At 71.6% G+C, this 18094-nt stretch carries 23 protein-coding genes; 3 read left to right on the top strand and 20 right to left on the bottom strand.

Translation table 11 applies throughout. The features are described 5' to 3' along the window. Positions 1-27: 27 nt before the first annotated feature. The gene (locus tag ACFQ9V_RS12030) at positions 28-1569 is read right to left on the bottom strand and encodes an aminotransferase class I/II-fold pyridoxal phosphate-dependent enzyme (protein ID WP_382459384.1); all 1542 of its coding nucleotides are present in this window, start codon (positions 1567-1569) and stop codon (positions 28-30) included. Between the two features lie 101 nt (positions 1570-1670). Between ACFQ9V_RS12030 and ACFQ9V_RS12025 the strand changes: the two genes are divergently transcribed. Beyond that, the gene (locus ACFQ9V_RS12025) at positions 1671-2606 is read left to right on the top strand and encodes a LysR family transcriptional regulator (RefSeq protein ID WP_382459383.1); all 936 of its coding nucleotides are present in this window, start codon (positions 1671-1673) and stop codon (positions 2604-2606) included. Positions 2607-2833: 227 nt separating this feature from the next. On the opposite strand, the gene ACFQ9V_RS12020 is transcribed toward ACFQ9V_RS12025, so the two are convergent. The 4 genes from ACFQ9V_RS12020 to ACFQ9V_RS12005 form a co-directional block, all read right to left on the bottom strand. Further along, positions 2834-3190 (bottom strand): DUF4234 domain-containing protein, encoded by a 357-nt coding sequence (locus tag ACFQ9V_RS12020; RefSeq protein WP_382459471.1) that lies wholly within the window; start codon positions 3188-3190, stop codon positions 2834-2836. Between the two features lie 65 nt (positions 3191-3255). Next, the gene (locus tag ACFQ9V_RS12015; protein WP_382459382.1) at positions 3256-4257 is read right to left on the bottom strand and encodes an NAD-dependent epimerase/dehydratase family protein; all 1002 of its coding nucleotides are present in this window, start codon (positions 4255-4257) and stop codon (positions 3256-3258) included. Continuing rightward, positions 4254-4694 carry a MerR family transcriptional regulator gene (locus tag ACFQ9V_RS12010; protein WP_382459381.1) on the bottom strand — a complete coding sequence of 147 codons (441 nt, stop codon included), beginning with the start codon at positions 4692-4694 and terminating at the stop codon, positions 4254-4256. Before ACFQ9V_RS12010 ends, ACFQ9V_RS12015 begins: the two co-directional genes overlap by 4 nt. 75 nt (positions 4695-4769) lie before the next feature. Beyond that, the gene (locus ACFQ9V_RS12005) at positions 4770-5138 is read right to left on the bottom strand and encodes a VOC family protein (RefSeq protein WP_370056157.1); all 369 of its coding nucleotides are present in this window, start codon (positions 5136-5138) and stop codon (positions 4770-4772) included. Between the two features lie 61 nt (positions 5139-5199). Between ACFQ9V_RS12005 and ACFQ9V_RS12000 the strand changes: the two genes are divergently transcribed. Beyond that, complete coding sequence (locus ACFQ9V_RS12000; RefSeq protein WP_382459380.1) at positions 5200-5661, top strand: MarR family winged helix-turn-helix transcriptional regulator; 462 nt, start codon at positions 5200-5202, stop codon at positions 5659-5661. 128 nt (positions 5662-5789) lie between these two features. Further along, positions 5790-6824: an LCP family protein gene (locus ACFQ9V_RS11995; protein ID WP_382459379.1), complete on the top strand. Its 1035-nt coding sequence runs from the start codon at positions 5790-5792 to the stop codon at positions 6822-6824. 13 nt (positions 6825-6837) lie between these two features. Here the strand turns inward: ACFQ9V_RS11995 and ACFQ9V_RS11990 are convergent, their stop codons facing one another. From ACFQ9V_RS11990 to ACFQ9V_RS11920, 15 genes are all read right to left on the bottom strand, one after another. Next, entirely contained in the window at positions 6838-7113 is a 276-nt protein-coding gene (locus ACFQ9V_RS11990) for a hypothetical protein (protein ID WP_382459378.1), read from the bottom strand. Beyond that, the gene (locus ACFQ9V_RS11985; protein ID WP_382459377.1) at positions 7110-7466 is read right to left on the bottom strand and encodes an ATP-dependent DNA ligase; all 357 of its coding nucleotides are present in this window, start codon (positions 7464-7466) and stop codon (positions 7110-7112) included. The genes ACFQ9V_RS11990 and ACFQ9V_RS11985 overlap by 4 nt, the downstream gene beginning before the upstream one ends. Next, positions 7466-7768: an ATP-dependent DNA ligase gene (locus tag ACFQ9V_RS11980; RefSeq protein ID WP_345837258.1), complete on the bottom strand. Its 303-nt coding sequence runs from the start codon at positions 7766-7768 to the stop codon at positions 7466-7468. The genes ACFQ9V_RS11985 and ACFQ9V_RS11980 overlap by 1 nt, the downstream gene beginning before the upstream one ends. Then, a complete protein-coding gene (locus tag ACFQ9V_RS11975) occupies positions 7756-8709 on the bottom strand; it encodes a serine/threonine-protein kinase (protein WP_382459376.1) in 954 nt (317 codons plus the stop codon). The genes ACFQ9V_RS11980 and ACFQ9V_RS11975 overlap by 13 nt, the downstream gene beginning before the upstream one ends. A gap of 78 nt (positions 8710-8787) precedes the next feature. Further along, a complete protein-coding gene (locus tag ACFQ9V_RS11970) occupies positions 8788-10101 on the bottom strand; it encodes a diguanylate cyclase (RefSeq protein ID WP_382459375.1) in 1314 nt (437 codons plus the stop codon). A 102-nt stretch (positions 10102-10203) separates the two neighbouring features. Then, a complete protein-coding gene (locus ACFQ9V_RS11965) occupies positions 10204-10998 on the bottom strand; it encodes an EAL domain-containing protein (RefSeq protein WP_382459374.1) in 795 nt (264 codons plus the stop codon). A 120-nt stretch (positions 10999-11118) separates the two neighbouring features. After that, the gene (locus ACFQ9V_RS11960; protein ID WP_382459373.1) at positions 11119-11394 is read right to left on the bottom strand and encodes a hypothetical protein; all 276 of its coding nucleotides are present in this window, start codon (positions 11392-11394) and stop codon (positions 11119-11121) included. A gap of 168 nt (positions 11395-11562) precedes the next feature. Beyond that, a complete protein-coding gene (locus tag ACFQ9V_RS11955; RefSeq protein WP_382459372.1) occupies positions 11563-11943 on the bottom strand; it encodes a hypothetical protein in 381 nt (126 codons plus the stop codon). Positions 11944-12029: 86 nt separating this feature from the next. Beyond that, the gene (cysK, locus tag ACFQ9V_RS11950) at positions 12030-12968 is read right to left on the bottom strand and encodes a cysteine synthase A (RefSeq protein WP_382459371.1); all 939 of its coding nucleotides are present in this window, start codon (positions 12966-12968) and stop codon (positions 12030-12032) included. A gap of 40 nt (positions 12969-13008) precedes the next feature. Beyond that, a complete protein-coding gene (locus ACFQ9V_RS11945; RefSeq protein ID WP_382459370.1) occupies positions 13009-13956 on the bottom strand; it encodes an NAD(P)/FAD-dependent oxidoreductase in 948 nt (315 codons plus the stop codon). Further along, complete coding sequence (fdxA, locus tag ACFQ9V_RS11940; RefSeq protein WP_382459369.1) at positions 13949-14278, bottom strand: ferredoxin; 330 nt, start codon at positions 14276-14278, stop codon at positions 13949-13951. The genes ACFQ9V_RS11945 and fdxA overlap by 8 nt, the downstream gene beginning before the upstream one ends. Then, positions 14275-15657, bottom strand: coding sequence for an FAD-dependent oxidoreductase (locus ACFQ9V_RS11935; protein ID WP_382459368.1), 1383 nt, complete (start codon positions 15655-15657; stop codon positions 14275-14277). Before ACFQ9V_RS11935 ends, fdxA begins: the two co-directional genes overlap by 4 nt. Next, positions 15654-16427, bottom strand: coding sequence for a uroporphyrinogen-III C-methyltransferase (gene cobA, locus ACFQ9V_RS11930; RefSeq protein ID WP_382459367.1), 774 nt, complete (start codon positions 16425-16427; stop codon positions 15654-15656). Before cobA ends, ACFQ9V_RS11935 begins: the two co-directional genes overlap by 4 nt. Then, positions 16424-17350 carry an ABC transporter permease gene (locus ACFQ9V_RS11925; protein ID WP_382459366.1) on the bottom strand — a complete coding sequence of 309 codons (927 nt, stop codon included), beginning with the start codon at positions 17348-17350 and terminating at the stop codon, positions 16424-16426. Before ACFQ9V_RS11925 ends, cobA begins: the two co-directional genes overlap by 4 nt. Further along, complete coding sequence (locus tag ACFQ9V_RS11920) at positions 17340-18092, bottom strand: ABC transporter ATP-binding protein (protein ID WP_382459365.1); 753 nt, start codon at positions 18090-18092, stop codon at positions 17340-17342. Before ACFQ9V_RS11920 ends, ACFQ9V_RS11925 begins: the two co-directional genes overlap by 11 nt. Positions 18093-18094: the final 2 nt, after the last annotated feature.

The raw sequence follows: 18094 nt of genomic DNA, 5'->3' as shown, positions 1-18094 counted from the left end.
TGGTGGGGTTTCCGAAATTCGTCGCGCTCAGTCCCGGGTCACCCGGAAGCGCTCGACCCGCGGGTCGACGGCGCCGCGCACGTACCCGGACGGGGAGGCCGCGACCGCCTGCAGGAACGCGACGGTCTGCTCCGTGATCTCCTCACCCGGGATGAGGTTCGGGATCCCGGGCGGGTACGCGGCGAGGGTGTCGGCAGAGAGGCGGCCGACCGCCTCGGCCGCCGGCACCAGCTCGGTCGCGGCGAAGAACGCGTCCCTGGGCAGGACGCGCAGCGGGCCGACCGCGGGCAGAGCCGGGAACCCGCCGGCGCCGGCGCCCGCCCGCTCGGTGCCGGCCTCCGCCGAGTCGGCCGCCGCGACGAGCGCCAGGTGCGCCCGCGCGAGGTCCGGCGTCTTGCCCGCGCCGATCAGCGCGACGAGGGTGGTCGCCGTCGACATCTCGAAGAAGATCCCGTCGGCGTCGATGAGCCGCTGACGCAGCCAGTGGCCGCTGACCCCGGTGTTCGACACGTCGATCGCGACGCGCAGCGGGTCGACGGCGACGATGTCGTCGAACGCGCCGAACCCGTCGCTGAGCACGCCGAAGCGCGGGTCGGCGCGCAGTGCGTCGCGGAAGGCGTCGGCGACCGCGATCGAGCGGCCGATCAGCTCCGCGCCGGTCGCGAGCGCGTGCCGGGCGATGTCGAGGGAGGCCTGCAGCAGCGCCGACGTGGAGGTCGACGCGGTGATGGACACGGCCCGCTCGACGAGCGGCTCGAGGGCGTCGGCGAACGGTCCGTGGCCGAGGTGCAGCATGGCGGACTGGGTGAGCGAGCCGCCCAGCTTGTGGGTGCTGGAGACCACCAGATCCGCGCCGAGCCGGGCGGGCGACTCGGGGAGGTCCGGGTGGAACCCGAAGTGCGGCCCCCACGCGCCGTCCACGATGAGCGGGGCGCCGTGCGCGTGCGCCACCCGGGCGAGCCCGGCGACATCGGCGACCGAGCCGAAGTAGCTGGGCGACACGATGTAGACCGCGTCGGCCGGACGCCCGGCGCGCGCTGCGGCGGTCAGCGCCTCCTCCAGCGACGCGGGCGAGACGCCGTGCGCGACGCCGTGCACGGCGTCCAGGGAGGGCAGCACGAACGAGGGCGCCAGTCCCGCCGAGAGCACGCCGTCGCTGAAGCTGGAGTGCGCACTGCGCTGCGACAGGATGTTCTGGCCGAGCCCCCGCACGGCCAGCGCGGCGATCCGGTTGGCCTGCGAGGCTCCGCCGGTCAGGAACCAGGTGCGGCGCGCGCCCCACGCGTCCGCCGCGAGGTCCAGGGACCGGCTCAACGGCGAGTCCTCGCCCAGGTCGATGTCATCCACCAGCATCGGGACGTCGAGCTGCAGCGGCCGCGGCCCGAGGAAGTCGGCGAGCCGTGCGCTGAGGCCGAGCTCGTCGCCGCCGTGCCCCGGGACCATCAGCGGGAGGGGCGACCGGGCGGCGTGGCGCTCCAGCGCGTCGGCGTACGGGGTCTCCCAGTGCCGGAGGTCGGAGGTGCGCGACAGCGCGTGCGGGTCGGTCGCAGACGAACGGGTGGGGGCCATTCCTCCATCGTGAGGGCGGGGTCCCGCGGTCAGAATCCCCCGAAGTTCGCCCTACCCACATAGACTGTATGTGACTCACTCACCTCACGACAGGGCTTCCGATGGCGGATCTGCGACAGTTCGAGGCGCTCAGGGCGGTCCACGCCGAAGGCTCCGTGACGGCCGCCGCTCGCCGTCTGGGCTGGGGCCAGCCGACCGTCGACTACCACCTCAAGAACCTGGAACGGCTGGTCGGCGCTCCCGTGCTCGTGCGCTCGCCGCGCGGCAGCCGGCTGACCCCGGTCGGCATGCTGCTCCTCGAACGCGCCCAGGAGATCCTGACCCTCAGCGAGCGGGCCATTGCGGACGCGCGCGAGTTCAGCGAGCTGGGACGGGTGCGGCTGCGGCTCGGGACCTTCGCGACGGCGGCGGCGAGCATCCTCCCGTTCGTCGCGGCCAGCGTCGGTGACCTCGGGATCGAGATCGAGGCCACGTTCGAGGAGGTTCCAGCGCTCGTCGACCGGATCAACCGCGGCGCGCTCGACGCCGCGCTCGTCTACACAGTGCCGGGGTACGAGCTGCCGTTCCGCCCGAACGTGGTGACGATGGAGGTGTACCGCGACCCCCTGATGCTGGCGCTGCCCGTCGGCCACCCGCTCGCGTCGCGCACGTCGGTCGACCGCGCCGCCGTGCTCTCGCTCCGCGACGAGCGCTGGGTCTTCGCCACCTCCGCGGAGGACGCGATGGACCGCGTCGTCGCCGACGCGTTCGCGGCCGAGGGGCACGTCCTGGACGTCGCGATCCGGACCGACGACTTCCAGGTCCTCCTCGGCATGACCGCCGCGCGGATGGTGGTCGGGATCATCCCCGGCCTGGCGACGGCCGCAGCGCACCCCGGCATCGTCCTGCTCCCGATCCACGACCCGTCGTTCGTGCGCTTGATCCTCGTGGCCACCTCGGCAGAGGACGCCAGCCGCCGCCCGTCCCCCGCCGTCCGCCACCTCGTCGCCGCCGTCCGCGACGGCTTCGCCGCCCTCCGGTCCGGCCCCCTGCCGTAGCCACCGGAGGAGACCCGCCCCGACACGCCGGGCCCCATCCTCCGGAGGTTGCTTCACGCCGGCGCGTCGCCCCCGATCTCCTCCGTTGACTCGCCCTGCGAACCCGTTCAACCTCCTCCCCCGCCAATGCGACCCGAACGCTTGCGGATGAGCATGTAGCGGACGCCGCGGCGGCCATCCTCGCGTCGCACCCGTTCGTCGCGCGCGGCGGGACGTTCGTTCGTCGGTCAGGCGACGGCCGGCGCCGCTCCAGCGTCGACGGCGACGGCGCCGCGCGTGTTGAGCCAGCTCTGCACGATCGCCGCCCCGATCGGCCCGAGCGGCAGGAGCAGGGCGAACGCACCGCCGGCGCCGCGGCCGGAGACGTTCGCGGTCCCAACCGCGAAGCGCCACAGCCACCAGAAGTTGACGATGGGCACGATGTAGAGCCAGGTCGTCGGCACGGATTCGCCGACGCGGTTGAGGTCGCCGCGCGTGCGGGCGAACCAGACGATCGAGTAGATGCCGAAGGTGATGAGGGGGAGCCAGAACACGGCTGCAGGGCTGCGACGTTTAACGGGGACCTTTCGTAGGGTTGGCCCGATGCTATTGCTTGTGATCGCGCAACTAATAGCCCCCCTTTCGCGTGGCCCAGCGGGATCCGGCCGCCCTACGCGCCCCCACCCGCCAGCATCCTCAACTCCTCCAGGCTCTCCGCCGTCGCGACGATCGTCTCCACCGCCGGCCGCGGCCGCAGCCCGAGCTCGGCCTTCGCGCGCTCGTTGTGGATGACGAGCGGCGCGGGCTCTTCCCCGGGCAGCTCCGCCGTCGGCACGAGGCGCGCGCGGTCGCCGAGTTCGGCGCGCAGGACGTTCGCCACGTCGAGGAACGTCATCGTCGGGCCGTCCGCGAGCACCAGGTAGCGCTTGCCCGCGGCCTCCGCCGTCGTCATCGCGGCGATGTGGGCCGCCGCCACGTCGCGCACGTCCGCGATGCCGAAGCGCTGCCGCGGGACCGCCGGCATCGCGCCGTCGAGCATCCCGACGAAGAGCTGGAGGGAGGATCGCGCCGCGGCGGTCAGCGTCGGGCCGGCGATCCAGGTCGGATTGACCACGACCAGCTCCAGATTGCCGCCCTCCTGCTCGATGAAGTCCCACGCCGCGCGCTCGGCCACCGCCTTCGACAGCGGGTAGGCCGGGAGGCCGGGCGTCTCGGGGTCGGTCCAGTCGGACTCGTCGTAGTCGCGGACCGGCTTCGGCGAGTAGCCGACCGCCGCGAACGACGAGGTGAGCACCACGCGCCTGGCCCCGGCGGAGCGGGCGGCGCGCAGCACGCGGAGGGACCCGTCGCGCGCCGGGACGACCACCTCGGCCGGGTCCGCCGTCTGGATCATCGGCGATGCGACGTGGTAGACGTCCTCGATCCCGGCGAGCGCGGCCTCCCAGCCGTCGTCGTCGGTGAGCGAAGCGGCCGCGAAGGTCAGCCCCGCATCGTCGCCGCCCGCGCGCCGCACCGCCGCGCGCACCTCGTCCGCGCGGTCGGGAGACCGGACGGTCGCGCGCACCGCGACCCCGGAGGCGAGGAGGTCGGCGATGAGGCGCGTGGCGAGGTAGCCGTTGCCTCCGGTGACGAGGGTGGCGGGGGTGGTGGAGGTGGTGGAGGTGCTGTTCATCGGAATGTCTCCTCGAGTCGGGGAAGGATGGCCTCCAGTTCGAGCTGCGCCTCCGCCTCGCCCGCGATGTCGGCACGCGCACGGGCGTCCCACAGCGCGGCCTTCGTCCGCAGGTAGTCGAGGTGGGTGCGCAGCGTCGCGATCTGCTCCTCCACGCGCACGGCGTGCCGCAGCAGAATGTCGCGCTGCTCGCCCGCGGCGTCGTGCCCGCGCAGCCGGTTCGCCTGGTAGGCGCGCATGTCCTCGATCCCGACGCCCATCGCCCGCAGGCAGGCGAGCACCTGCGCCGTGTCGAGGTCGCCCTCGCTGTAGCGCCGGTGGCCGCTGCGGCCGTCGCGCGCGATCGGACCGAGGAGGCCGACCTCCTCGTAGTACCGCAGCGTGGGCTCGCTGAGACCGCTCTGCCGGGACACGTCCTGGATGCTCAAACTGGTCATGTCCCCATCAGAACAGACCTCAAGCGCTTGAAGTCAAGCGCGGGTTCTCGGGCGCGGGTTCTCAGGCCCGAGTTCTCAGGCCCGGTCGTGGAGGGTGACGTGGTAGCCGTCGGGGTCGGCGAAGGTGAAGGTCCGGCCGAACGGCCCGTCGATCGGCGCCGAGACGATGGTGCGCCCGTCTGCGGCGAGCGCGTCGTGGATGGCCTGGACGTCCGTCGCCCGCAGCCAGAGCGCGACGCCGAGACCGGGCTGCGCGACGGAGTCGAGGTCGGTGCCGGGCACGACATCGCGGAGCGCGAACGCGATCGGCTCCGTCGCGAAGACGACGGCGTGCGGAGGGCCGGCGGGCGAGCGGACGAGGCCGAGGTACTGCTCGTAGAACGCCTGGGAGGCGTCGAGGTCGCGCACCTGGAGGGAGATGAAATCGGGGCCGATGGCGGACATGGTGGAACTCCTCTCGTGTGTCAGTTTTCTGACACAGCCGAGTCTATGTCAGACTACTGACATGAGCGGCCCTGACGACGGAATCCACCTCGAGACCTCCCTCGGCTACCTGCTGAAGGAGGCGTCGAGCGCCCTCCGCGCGGCGATGGAGGACGTCCTCCGCCCGCTCGGGATGACGGTGACCCACTACTCCTGCCTCGAGCTCCTGGCCCAGCGCCCCGGGCTGTCGAACTCCGAGCTCGCCCGCGGCGCGTTCGTGACCCGGCAGACGATGAACGTGCTCCTCCAGTCACTGGAGCGCGACGGCTACGTCACCCGCCCCGCGGAGGCGCCGGTCGGCAAGGTCCTGCCCGCACGGCTCACGGCGCGCGGGCGCCGCAGCCTGGCGACGGCGAGCGCGGCGGTGCGTTCCGTGGAGGTCAGGATGCTGGCCGGGATGACGCCGGCCGAGCAGTCCACCGCGTTCGCGAGCCTGCAGAGCATGGTGCGGGCACTGCGCAATGAGGGCGCCGCAACGATCTGAACACAGTCTCAGATCATGTCCTCGTAAATGAGGACAGACTGCTTATACTGTCCTCATTACAGAGATGAGTAACTCTCATTTAAATCTCTGGTGCCGGACCCGACCCCCGGCACGAGGGGGCGAGCCGGATGGCCATCCACACCGTACGCATCCACCCGCGCGGCCACACCGGGCGGTGGCTCCGCATCCTGATCGTGCTCGCGATGGTCGTCCTGGTGTCGATCGGGGCGGCGTTCACCGCGGCGGCGCTCTACGCCGGCAGTGTCGCGAGCACCTTCGACTCCCACGTGACGCGCCTGCCCAACGCGCTGCCGACCGCCGTGCCGACGCCCACCGCCTCCACGCCGCCCGCGACGCCCGGCGCGATGAACATCCTGCTGCTCGGCTCCGACTCCCGCGGCGCACCCACCGCGGTCGGCCCGACCGCCGTCTCCGATCAGCGCTCCGACACGATGATGCTCGTGCACATCGACGCCGACCGGCGCGACATCTACGTCATGTCGATCATGCGGGACCTGTGGGTGCCCATCCCCGGCAACGGCACCGCCAAGATCAACGCGGCCCTGGCCTGGGGCGGCACGCCGCTGACCGTGGAGACCGTGGAGCAGCTCCTCGGCGTGCGGATCGACCACATCGTGATCCTCGACTTCGCCGGGCTGAAGGACATCACGAACGCAATCGGCGGCGTGGACGTGGACAGCCCGCTCGCCTTCACCACCGTGAAAGCGCCGCACTACCACTTCGTCCAGGGGATCAACCATCTCAACGGGGACCAGGCGCTCGCGTTCGCGCGGGAGCGGTACGCGTTCCCCACGGCCGACTACCAGCGGGTCGCGGACCAGCAGGCGCTCCTGCGCGGCTACGCCACGACTCTCATCCAGCGCTCGGTGCTGACCAACCCGGGCGCCATGCTGGCGTTCGCCAAGGCGGCCGGCTCCGCCGTGAGCGTGGACGCGCAGTTCGACCTCCCGAGCATGCTGTCGCTCGCGGCGAGCCTGCGCCTCTCCGGCGCCGGGAGCATCCACACCTTCACGCTCCCGACCGCCGGCACCGGGACCTCCGCGGACGGGCAGTCGATCGTGCTGGAGGACCCGGCCGCGATCGCCCGGGTGCGCACCGCGCTCGCCACGGACACGCTGGGGCAGGTCGCGGGTGGGCACTAGAAAGCCGTCGAGCTCACAGCCCGTCGAACGTGTCGTCGTCGATGCTCGACTCCGAGACCTCCGCGCCGTCGGCCTCCGCGATCGGGTCGCCTCCGACGTCGATCTGGCTCCAGACCACCGGCATGCCCGGCGAGAACAGGATGTCGATGCCGGGGCCGGAACGCAGCGGCGGGATGTTCACGTAGTCGCCGCCCGCCTGGATCGCGTTCTTGATCTTCTCGCGCAGCTCCGTCACCGATCCCGGCAGGAAGTAGTCCTTGCCGTCCACGGTCAGCCTGTTGACGATCACTGTTCATCCATTCGGTCGGTCTTGCCCTGGGCCTGAGCCGACGACTCTGCGCCCGCGTCAGGTTCGTCGACGATGCGGAGTCCCGAGACGCTGTTGGCCGTGCGGACCAGCGCCTCGACCCACGCCCGGTTGATCGGCTCGCGCGTGTGGGAGGGATAGGTGAAGCGGAGGCCGACGGTCGGGGAGATCCAGACGGAGTTGGAGCCGCTTCCCGCCGCGGCCGCGACGTCCCACGAGAAGACGAAGCTCTCGCTGCGCCGCAGTTTCGTGACGATCGCGAGCTGCAGGTGCGCGAGCAGGCGGTCGTCGAACTCGACGGACGACGCGGCGTCGCCATAGAAGAGCGTCCCCATCAGTGCGCCGGAGGCTCTGGGACCACGCGCAGACCGCCGACGCTGTTGGCGGCGTCCATGAGCGCTTCCGTCCACGCCCGGTTGAGCGCCGGCCGGCGGCTGCCCACGTACTGGAAGTGGACGGGGACGGACGGGTTGATCCAGATCGCGGTGCGGCCGCGCGAGTAGGCCTCGTCGTGGTCCCACTCGAAGAGGAACTGCTCGTTGCGGCGCAGCTTCGACGTGATGACGAGCTGGAGGTGGGCCAGCAGGCGGTCGTCGATGTCGATCTTCGCGCCGGTGCCGTAAATCAGAGTGCCCAACCGGTGCTCTCCTTCCGAGGGCCGCCGCCGGTGCGGGTCACGCCGGCCTGTTGATCATATGCCGCCTGGTCCGTCGATCCGGTGGTCGCGGCAGGGTCGTGTTCCCTGTCGGCGCGCAGGGCCCCGCGCGCGGCGGTCGCGACGTCCGCGGCGGACGGCCGCAGCGACGCGTCGGCGTGCGTCATCGACCGGATGAGCGCGCGCCAGCGCTCGGGGACCGTGTCGGGCGTCTCCGGGTCGCGCTCCAGCCGGGACAGGGCGGACCCCACGGGCGTCCCCGGGAACGCGACGGTCCCCGTGAAGCACTCCAGCAGGACGAGGCCGAGCGAATAGATGTCGGACGCCGGGGTCAGGCTCTCGCTGCGCACCTGCTCGGGGCTCAGATAAGCGGCCGTCCCGAACGTGCCCTCCGCAAACTCCTGGGGACGGGTCGCGTGGATGGCGATGCCGAAGTCCGTCAGCCGCGCCCGCGGCCGCGATAACCGGGTCCCGTAGTCGACGATCATGATGTTCGTGGGCGTCACGTCGCGATGGATGACGCCCCGCGCGTGGACGTATTCGAGCGTCTCTGCGACCTCGAAGGCGATCTCACCGATCCGGCGCGTCGTCGGCGTGCCCGCGTTCAACACGGCGCGGAGGGTGTCGCCTTCGACCAGCTCGATGACCAGGAAGGGACGCGGGTCCTTCGGCGACGAGTCGTCGACCCCGGCGTCGAGGATCGACACGACACCGTGATGGCGGAGGCCGGCGAGCACGCCCACCTCGGTGCGGAACCGCGCGACGTCGTCCCGGCTACCCGAAGTGAACAGCTTGACGGCGACGTCGCGGCCGAGGTTCTCATCCCGGGCGCGGAAGACCATCGAGGTACCCCCGCGCGCGAGCAACCGCTGCGGCCGGTACCTTTCGAGCAGGAGGGGGACCGGGGTGTCGGGTGCACTCACCTGAATATTCTCCGGCATTCCAGAATTCTCTGCCCCCCGGTAGACGGGGACACCGTTCCCTGGTAAGCGCCCTGCCCGCTACCGCCCGTTTCCGTAGACGACGGCTTGATCGCCGCCACCGCGCTTCGCCGCGTACATGGCCTGGTCCGCGAGCCGGATGAGGTGGTCGATCGACTGGCCCGCGACGTCGTCCGTGATGGCGATGCCCACGCTGGCCGTGATGCTCAGCTCCCGGGGGATGCCGGCGAAGTCTTCGGCGATGGCCGCCCTGGCCCGATCGGCGAGTTCGAGCGCGTCGGTCGTGTCGGCGACGTGCAGGGCGGCGATGAACTCGTCGCCGCCGTAGCGCGCGATCATGTCCTCCTGGCGGAAGACCCGGCTCAGCCGCTCCGCGACCTCCTTGAGCACGGTGTCGCCCGCGGCGTGCCCCAGGGTGTCGTTGATGGCCTTGAAGCCGTCGAGGTCGACGAAGAGCACCGCGACTTGATCCGTGTGGGCGCGCTCGGTCTGCTGCAGGTTCTCGTCGAACAGCCGGCGGTTCGGGAGGCCGGTGACCTCGTCGAGCATCGCAGCGCGGCGCAGGCGCGCCTCCAGGCGGAGCCGCACGAGGACCTGCCCGGCGAGCTGGGCCAGCGCCTCCGCCAGCGGCACGGCCTGGTCGTCGAAGGCCCGGGGCTGGTCGAAGTAGCAGGCGAACGCGCCGTAGAGGACGTCGTCCTCGATGATGGGCACGCCGATGATCGCGGAGACGCCCGACCGTTCGAAGACGCCGCTCAATCCAAGGCCCGGCGCCACTACGTCGGCTTCAGCGGGCGATTGGATCGTCACCACACTCCCGAGCTGCACCCGCTCATCTCGGGCGTCCTCCGGCCACTCCGCCTCCAGCAGGTTCTCCCCCGCCACGAGCACGTAGTTTCCGGGCTCGCCAGTGTGCACGCTGCACGCCGTCGCGTTGAACGCCCGGCGGGCGGTCTCCGACAGCAGTTCGCCGAGCTCCTCCTCCGTCCGCGTCTTCGCGAACGCGACGGACGCGGCGAGCAGCAGCTGGAGCCGGTCGCTCTCACGTCGTCCGAGCGCCACCGTGCGCTCGCCGACCGCGGCCAGCTCCGGGTCGAACGCGACGATCGTATGGCCGCCGGAGATGCGCACCGCGCGGATCACCACCGAGCTCCGCGTCTCCTGGTACCCGTGGGCGCTGGACGCGAGCCGGATGCCGCCGGTGTTACCGGTCGCCAGCGCCGCAGCCAGCTCGTCGGGATCGACGCCGAGCACGTTGGCGAGCGGCGTCCCGACCAGCTTCTCGGACTGACGGCTGGCCCAGACCTCCAGCGCCATGTTGGCGTCCACGATGGTGTGGGATCGGTCTACGAGGGCTCGGGGGAAGGGCTGCATGCGGGCGACCTCGTCGCGCACATCGGCTCTCAAATGCGTGACCGGTCGAAGTGCATGTGTTGAGAGTGGCTGTTCGCGAGGCAATCGTCAAGTTGCCACACGTCAATCATTTGAGCGGATGCCCCCGGCCGAGACGAGGAGGCTGTCCACATCCGCTTTGGTGGTCGGGCGCGACAGAAGATACCCCTGACCGCGATCGCAGTGGAGCGCGCGGACCCGGGCGAGCTGGGCCTCCGTCTCGATGCCCTCCGCGACCAGGCGCATCCCCTGCGCCTTGCCGAACTCGACGGCGCGTGCGAGGTCCTCGCTGTGCGGGCCCTGGGTCTCCTGCACGAGGGACTGGTCGACCTTCAACTCGGTCGCCTGCAGCGCGATGACCTGCTCGCGCGACGCGTAGGCGGCCCCGAAATCGTCGACGGAGATGTTCACGCCGAGCTCACGGAGCCGGTGGGCGGTGTCGATCGCCTCCGGGACGTCGGTCAGTGGAGTGGTCTCGGTGACCTCCAGCGTCAGAAGGTTCGGGCGGAGGGAGAACTCGTCGAGCAGCGCGGCGATCGTGTCGACGATCGCGGGCGTGCGCAACTGGAGGATCGAGACGTTGACGGCGACCTCGATCGGGTGGCCCTGGTCCTGCCAATCGCGGGCGGCGTGGCAGCCGAGCCGCAGCATGACGTCCCCGATCCCACCGACCAGCCCCAGGCGCTCGGCCATCGGGATGAACTCGCCAGGAGCGATCAGACCGAACTGCGGGTGGATCCACCGGCTCAGCGCCTCGGCCCCGACGACCTCGCCGGTCTCCAGCGAGAACTGCGGCTGGAACAGGGCGATGATCTCACCACGGCTCGCGGCGCCGGGGAGGTCGCGCTCCAGCTGGGCGCGACGGTCGTCAGTGCGCACTTCGGACCTCCCAGCTCGTGTCGTTCGCTCCAGTGTGTCGCATCGCCGGCACAGCCCGGGACCGTTGCCCAATCGCAATCGAAGCTCTATAATCGGCGGCCGCGCACCGTGCCACGGGGTTCAGCTCTCGTCACCTGCCGCGGACCAGTGGCTGCAGACGGCCGTCTGCGCGTCGGAACGCGCCGCGAACACCCCCAGATCGTGACCATCGAAGCCGGTGGCGGCATACCCGTCGAGATTGCGATCCACCATCCCGACGTACGCGGTCGGCGTGCCGGCGACCCAGAGCCACCGGGCCGGAGCGCTCCACGACACGTTCTCGGGCGCGGCCACACCCGGCGCGAGCGCGTCCCCCGGCATCCGAGCGGCTTCGGTGCGGTCCATTGCGATCGTCATCACTGACTCCTTCTGTCGAGAGCGCTGCGGTCGGTGGTGGCGTCCGCTGTGCTCGAAACTAGGTCAGTTCAGACCCGATGCTCGGGGGTTGACCAGCGCGTGGGCGCGGTGATAGCGGGTTGGCACTGAGCCGACGCACGTCGGCGACGCGCTTCAGGGCTAGCCTCCCTACTTCATCCCCGCGATCTGCGCCGGGATCTCCGCGTCCTCGTCCGTCCAGTACGACGCGCACACCCGGTGGTACCCGTCGGCGACCACCAGCGGGAGGTCGTGCCGCGCGTCCCCGCGGACCAGCAGCACCGGCGACAGCACCTCGCCGTCCCGGATCTTCGCCAGGTCCTTCATCACTTCCGGATCGGACTCCGGCAGCAGCGGCAGCCGCGACGCTCGCAGCAGATCCTTGGCCTTGTAGGCGCGCGGGTCCGCGTGCTGCAGCGCAGCGACCGCCTTGTCGACGTCGTCGGGGTCCAGCACGAGGCTCAGGTAGTCGGCGGCGGCCGGGTAGTCGTGCTGATCCGCCTTCGACTTCCACTTCACTTTCGTTGCCATCGCCGTCACCTTCCGCCCTGCGATCCTTCCGCGAGTACAGCTATACCGCGCCAGGGGACCCGGGCGCTACGCGCGGCCGGACGGCGTCAGTCCAGCAGGTCCGCCCACAGCGCCGTCGAGATGTACCGCTCCCCCGTGTCCGCGACGATCGCCACGACGGTCTTGCCCGCGTTCTCCGGGCGTGCGGCGACCTGCAGCGCGGCCCAGACGATCGCGCCGGAGGAGATCCCGGCCAGGATGCCCTCCTCGGAGGCGAGCTTCTTGGCTGTCGCGATGGAGTCGTCGAACGACACATCGATGACCTCGTCGTACACGGACGTGTCGAGGATCTCGGGCACGAAGTTCGCGCCGAGGCCCTGGATCTTGTGCGGGCCCGGCTTGCCGCCGCTGAGGATCGGGGAGTCGATCGGCTCGACGGCGACGATCTCCACGCCGGGCTTGCGCTCCTTCAGCACCTGGCCGACACCGGTGATGGTGCCGCCGGTGCCGATGCCGGCGACGAGGATGTCGACGCCGCCGTCCGTGTCGGCCCAGATCTCCTCGGCGGTGGTGGCGCGGTGGATGGCGGGATTGGCCTCGTTGGCGAACTGGCGCGCCCAGATGGCGTTGTCATTCTCCGCGACGATCTTCTGGGCGGCCTCCACTGCTCCCCGCATGCCGTCCGGGCCGGGGGTGAGGACGATTTCAGCGCCGAACGCGCGCAGCAGCACGCGGCGCTCCTTCGACATGGTCTCCGGCATGGTCAGGACGACCTTGTAGCCGCGCGCCGCGCCGACCATCGCGAGCGCGATGCCGGTGTTGCCGCTGGTGCCCTCCACGATCGTCCCGCCGGGGCGCAGCTCGCCGGACTTCTCCGCGGCGTCGATGATGGCGACGCCGATCCGGTCCTTGACGCTTCCGCCGGGGTTGTAGAACTCCAGCTTCGCCAGCACGGTCGCGCCGGCGTCGGCGGCGATCCTGTTGAGCTTGACCAGCGGGGTCCGGCCGACGGCTGCGGTGATGTCTTCGTAGACGTTCGTGGGCATGGCTCTCTCTCGTGTTCGTGAAGGATGGAGGTGCGGGAGGTCAGGTGAGGATTTCCGCGATCGGGCTGACCGCGGCGGCGCCCTCGGCTTGCAGGTCGGCGACGATGGCGGCCGCGGTGCGGGCGCCGTTGCCTGCGGCGATGATCATCTGCTGCGGGCCCGGTGCGGCGACGTCGCCGGCAGCGTACAGCCCGGGGATTGAGGTCCGGCCCTCGTCGTCCGTGATCAGGAAGCCGTCGGTGGACTCCTCGGGCTGGATGCCGTCGATGAAGCCGGTCGCGATCTGCCACGTGGGGCGGATGAAGCCGCCGTCGATGGGGATGGACCGGCCGTCCTGCAACAGAACGGAGTGGACGGCTCCGCGCTCGCCTTCGAGGTCGGCGATCGTGGTCCGTTCGACCCGGATGCCCAGCGCGTACAGCGCGGTCTCCTCATCGGCGGTGACGACCGGGGAACCGTTGGTGAAGACAGTGAGGTCCGTGGTCCAGCGGGCCAGGTGCACGGCGCGGCGGGCGAGGTCCGGCGTCTCGCCGATGAGCGCGAGCGGCTTGCCGCGCAGGTCCCAGGCGTCGCACGCGACGCAGCTGAACACGCTCATCCCGTAGAACGAGCGGACACTCGGCAGCGCGGGCAGCGTCTCGGTCAGCCCGGTCGTGAGGAGGACCGCCTCGGCGGAGACGAGGTGCTCCTCCCCCGGCGTCCGGCCGGCGATCTCGACCACGAACCCGTCGCCGTCCGCGCGCACCGACGTGACCGACCGCCGCTCCAGGTGCTCGACGTTCTCGTAGACGGCGAGCTCGGCCTTCGCGAGAGCGCGCAGCTCGGTCGGGCGGATGCCGTCCCGGGTGAGGAACCCGTGAGAACGGAGGGTGGCAGAGTTGCGCGGCCGGCTGGCGTCCACCAGCACGACGTCGACCAGCGCCCGCGCGAGGTTGAGCGTGGCGGAGAGCCCGGCCGGGCCGCCGCCGATGACGACGACCTCAGGCATGCACGGCCTCCTGCGGCGGCAGCGCCGCGATCAGCGGGTGATCGTACGGCTGCGGCCCGACCTTGGAGGCGCCGCCGGGGTTGCCGAGCTCGCTGAAGAACTCGACGTTCGCGGCGTGGTAGTCCGCCCACTCCTCCGGGAGGTCGTCCTCGTAGTAGATCGCCTCGACCGGGCAGACCGGCTCGCACGCGCCGCAGTCGACGCACTCGTCGACGTTGATGTAGAGGGAGCGCTCCCCCTCGTAGATGCAGTCGACGGGACACTCGTCGATGCAGGCGCGGTCCTTCACATCCACGCACGGGAGCGCGATCACGTAGGTCATCGGACGATCACCTCGCGGTTGGAGATCGAGACCTGCTCGTCCCGCGGCACGACCTTGATCCGCTCGCGGATCACGTCGCCGGCGAAGCCCTCGCCGAGGGCGCGCTCGTGGCCGTCGAGGGCGAGCCAGCCCTCCCACGTCGTGTAGCGGACCCCGCGCGACTCGAGGAAGGACAGCACGGCGTCCTCCCCCGGGCGCTCCGCGTCGGCCAGGACGGAGTGGTCGTCCAGCAGCTTCTCGATGGTCTCGCCGGCGTCGCCCTTGGTGTGGCCGATCAGGCCGACCGGGCCGCGCTTGATCCAGCCGGTCGCGTAGAGGCCGGGCGCCGGCTCGCCGTCGTCGAGCACGCGGCCGCCGTCGTTGGGGATGACCCCGGCGGCCTCGTCGAATGGGAGGTCACGCACGGGTGTGCCGCGGTAGCCGATCGCCCGATAGACGGCCTGCACGTCGTAGTCGGCGAACGCGCCGGTGCCGCGGATGCCGCCCTGCCCGTCCGGCTCGGTGCGCTCGAAGCGGATGCCGGTGACGGCCTCCTCGCCGAGCAGCTCGACCGGCTTGTGCCAGAAGTGCAGGTGCAGGCGGCGCGGGGCGCCGGTGGGCTCGCGGTCGCGCCACGACTGCAGGATGCGCGCCATGACCTTGGCCTGGTTGCCCGCGGCCCGCCGCTCCCCCGTCGAGGCGTCGGCGCGGTCGAAGTCCTCCTCGTACAGGACGATGTCGACGCCGGGGACCTCGCCGAGCTCGCGGAGCTCGATCGGGGTGAACTTGATGTCCTCCGGGCCGCGGCGGCCGAAGACGTGCACGTCGGTGACCGGCGACGCGGCGAGACCGGCATGCACGTTGTCCGGGATGTCGGTGGTCAGCAGGTCGGCCGGGTGCTTGGCGAGCACGCGCGCGACATCCAGGGCCACGTTGCCGTTGCCGAGCACCGCGACCTCGGTGGCCTCCAGCGGCCAGTGCCGCGGCACGTCGGGGTGCCCGTCGTACCAGGAGACGAAGTCGGCGGCGCCGAAGCTGCCGGGGAGGCCGAGGCCGGGGAGGTCGACCACCGCGTCGCGCTGCGCACCGGTCGCGAAGATCACCGCGTGATAGAGGGACTGGAGCTCGTCCACGGTGATGTCCGCGCCGACCTCCACGTTGCCGATCAGCCGCACGGAGCCGTCGGCGAGCATGTCGTGCAGCGAAGTCACGATGCCCTTGATGCGCGGGTGGTCGGGGGCGACGCCGTAGCGGATGAGGCCGTAGGGCGAGGGCAGGGACTCGAACAGGTCGATCCGGACGTCGATGCCGGCCTCTGCGGCGCGGGTGCGCAGGATGTTGCCGGCGTAGATGCCGGCGGGTCCGGCGCCGACGACGGCCACGCGGAACGGTCGGGTCATTGAGGTGCCTCTCGGTATGGTGCAGTGCTGTGTGCTGCGGGGATGGGGAGGAGGTCGGGGTCGGCCAGCCGGACCACGTCGCCGACGACGATGACGGCCGGCGACTGCACGCCGCGCGCCGCGGCCTCCGCGGCGATGGTGCCCAGGGTGCCGACGGTGACGCGCTGCCCGTCGCCGTAGCCGTCCTCGACGATGGCGACAGGGCAATCGGCGCCGCGGCGACCCGCGGCGAGGGTGGCGGCCGTACCGGCGAGCCCCGAGACGCCCATGAGCAGGATGACCGTGTGCTCCGGCCCGCCGGGCACCTCGTCGATGTCGGTGTGCGCCGAGAGCACGGTGAACCCGGCGGCGACGCCGCGGTGGGTGACCGGGATGCCGGCGATGGACGGCACCGCGATGGCACTGGTCACGCCGGGCACGACCTCCACCGGGATGCCGGCGGCGCGGCAGAACTCGGCCTCCTCGCCGCCGCGGCCGAACACGAACGGGTCGCCGCCCTTCAGCCGCACGACGCGCTTGCCCGCACGGGCATGCTCGACCAGCAGCTCGTTGATCTGCGACTGCGGCACCGGGTGGTGGTGCGGGCGCTTGCCCACGTCGATGACCTCCACGCCGGGCGCGAGGTCGTCCAGGAGGGCGCGTGGCCCGAGCCGGTCGGCGATCACGACATCCGCGGCGGTCAGCAGCTGGCGACCGCGCACGGTGATGAGGTCCGGATGGCCGGGGCCGCCGCCGACCAGGGCGACGGAGCCAAGACGTTGTTCGGTCATCGGGATGCTCCCGTCAGTCCGCGGCGGCGCAGCAGCGTGCGCTCGACCGGTGCGAAGATCGCCAGCTCGACGACGATGCCGACGACGAGGATGGTCAGGATGGTGGCGAGCACGCTGGGCAGGTCGGCGAGCTCCCGGCTCTGCTCGAGCATCGAGCCCAGGCCGAAGCCGAGCGAGCCCGCGATGATCTCGGCCGCCATCAGCGAGCGCCACGCGAACGCCCAGCCCTGGCGGAGCCCCGCGACGTAGCCGGGAAGCGCGGCAGGGAAGAGGATGCGGGTCTGCAGCTGGCGGCGGTTCGCCCCGAGGATGACGCCGACGCGGCGAAGCTGCGGCGGCACCTGGTCGATGCCGGCGAGGAGGCCGTTGACGATCGAGGGGACGGCGCCGAGCAGCACCACGAAGTACACGGCCGCGTCGGTCAGCCCGAACCAGAGGATCGCGGCGGGCACCCAGGCCACCGACGGCAGCACCTGGAGGCCGGAGAGGATCGGCCCGACTGCGCGACGCAGCCAGCGCACCTCGGCCAGCAGCAGCCCGAGCGGGGTCGCGATCAGGATGGCGAGCAGGAAGCCGAAGCCGCCGCGGCCCAAGCTGGTGCCGATGGCGGTGGCGAGGTGACCGGAGGCCGCGGCGCTGCCGAGCGCGCTGAGCACGTCCGCCGGCCCAGGGTAAAGGTCGGGGCGCGGGTGCGAGATGACCGTGTAGAGCTGCCAGGCGAGGACGGCGGCGAGCACGAACACGATCGGCGGGACGACGGACCGGCCGAGGCGGCGGGCGCGGCCCGGCCCGGCGTCCCGGGCGGTCTGCAGGGAGTCCAGGCCCGACTCCAGGGCGCGCAACTCGGAGGTCCCGGCCTCCGCGCGGGCGGGCGCGGGTGCGATCGTCGGGGTCACGGAGGTGACGGTGACTTCAGGCGGCATTGCGGATCAGCTCCTCTCGCAGCCGGCAGGTGATCTGGTCGTCCAGCCGGGCGGTCTCCACCGGGTCGGCGCCGGCGCGGACGGACGCGGGCACCTCCCATTCGGCGGCCACCCGCCCGGGACGCGAGCTGAGCAGCACGATCCGCTGGCCGAGGCGCAGCGCCTCCCGGACGTTGTGGGTGACGAAGACGATGGTGCGGCCGGTCTGCCGCCAGATCCGCTCCAGCTCCACGTGCAGGAGGTCGCGGGTGATCGCGTCGACCGCGGCGAACGGCTCGTCCATCAGCAGCACGTGGCGGTCCTGCGCCAGCGCGCGGGCGAGGGCGACGCGCTGCCGCATGCCCCCGGAGAGCTCGTGCGGCCGGCGGTCGGCGGCGTGCGAGAGCGAGACCAGCTCCAGGAGGTCGTCGGCGCGCGCCCGGCGCTGGTCGCGCGGCACTCCACCGAGGTCGAGGGCGAGCTCGACGTTGCGGCGGGTGGTCAGCCAGGGCAGCAGGGCGGCGTCCTGGAACATCATCGCGACCGCGCCGCTCGGCACCGCGATCTCGCCGGTGGTCGGCTGTTCGAGCCCGGCGATCAGGTTCAGGATGGTCGACTTGCCGCACCCGGATGCCCCGAGCAGGCAGACGAACTCGCCGTCGCCCACCCGGAGGTCCACCCCGTCGAGCACGACGGGCGCGTGTGCGCCGAAGCGCTTGCTCACTCCCGTCAGCGTGACGGCGGTGCGGTCGAAGTCGCTCATCG

This window comes from Leifsonia sp. NPDC056665 (genome assembly GCF_042791795.1).
Taxonomy (GTDB): Bacteria; Actinomycetota; Actinomycetes; order Actinomycetales; family Microbacteriaceae; genus Leifsonia.
This window is presented reverse-complemented; position numbering and strand designations above follow the sequence as displayed.

What these genes read in the sequence shown, in the direction of transcription:
- ACFQ9V_RS12030 (WP_382459384.1), bottom strand. Translation starts at nt 1,569, where the DNA reads ATGGCCCCCACCCGTTCGTCTGCGACCGACCCGCACGCGCTGTCGCGC.
- ACFQ9V_RS12025 (WP_382459383.1), top strand. Translation starts at nt 1,671, where the DNA reads ATGGCGGATCTGCGACAGTTCGAGGCGCTCAGGGCGGTCCACGCCGAA.
- ACFQ9V_RS12015 (WP_382459382.1), bottom strand. Translation starts at nt 4,257, where the DNA reads ATGAACAGCACCTCCACCACCTCCACCACCCCCGCCACCCTCGTCACC.
- ACFQ9V_RS12010 (WP_382459381.1), bottom strand. Translation starts at nt 4,694, where the DNA reads ATGACCAGTTTGAGCATCCAGGACGTGTCCCGGCAGAGCGGTCTCAGC.
- ACFQ9V_RS12005 (WP_370056157.1), bottom strand. Translation starts at nt 5,138, where the DNA reads ATGTCCGCCATCGGCCCCGATTTCATCTCCCTCCAGGTGCGCGACCTC.
- ACFQ9V_RS12000 (WP_382459380.1), top strand. Translation starts at nt 5,200, where the DNA reads ATGAGCGGCCCTGACGACGGAATCCACCTCGAGACCTCCCTCGGCTAC.
- ACFQ9V_RS11995 (WP_382459379.1), top strand. Translation starts at nt 5,790, where the DNA reads ATGGCCATCCACACCGTACGCATCCACCCGCGCGGCCACACCGGGCGG.
- ACFQ9V_RS11985 (WP_382459377.1), bottom strand. Translation starts at nt 7,466, where the DNA reads ATGGGGACGCTCTTCTATGGCGACGCCGCGTCGTCCGTCGAGTTCGAC.
- ACFQ9V_RS11970 (WP_382459375.1), bottom strand. Translation starts at nt 10,101, where the DNA reads ATGCAGCCCTTCCCCCGAGCCCTCGTAGACCGATCCCACACCATCGTG.
- ACFQ9V_RS11960 (WP_382459373.1), bottom strand. Translation starts at nt 11,394, where the DNA reads ATGACGATCGCAATGGACCGCACCGAAGCCGCTCGGATGCCGGGGGAC.
- ACFQ9V_RS11955 (WP_382459372.1), bottom strand. Translation starts at nt 11,943, where the DNA reads ATGGCAACGAAAGTGAAGTGGAAGTCGAAGGCGGATCAGCACGACTAC.
- cysK (WP_382459371.1), bottom strand. Translation starts at nt 12,968, where the DNA reads ATGCCCACGAACGTCTACGAAGACATCACCGCAGCCGTCGGCCGGACC.
- ACFQ9V_RS11945 (WP_382459370.1), bottom strand. Translation starts at nt 13,956, where the DNA reads ATGCCTGAGGTCGTCGTCATCGGCGGCGGCCCGGCCGGGCTCTCCGCC.
- fdxA (WP_382459369.1), bottom strand. Translation starts at nt 14,278, where the DNA reads ATGACCTACGTGATCGCGCTCCCGTGCGTGGATGTGAAGGACCGCGCC.
- ACFQ9V_RS11935 (WP_382459368.1), bottom strand. Translation starts at nt 15,657, where the DNA reads ATGACCCGACCGTTCCGCGTGGCCGTCGTCGGCGCCGGACCCGCCGGC.
- cobA (WP_382459367.1), bottom strand. Translation starts at nt 16,427, where the DNA reads ATGACCGAACAACGTCTTGGCTCCGTCGCCCTGGTCGGCGGCGGCCCC.
- ACFQ9V_RS11925 (WP_382459366.1), bottom strand. Translation starts at nt 17,350, where the DNA reads ATGCCGCCTGAAGTCACCGTCACCTCCGTGACCCCGACGATCGCACCC.
- ACFQ9V_RS11920 (WP_382459365.1), bottom strand. Translation starts at nt 18,092, where the DNA reads ATGAGCGACTTCGACCGCACCGCCGTCACGCTGACGGGAGTGAGCAAG.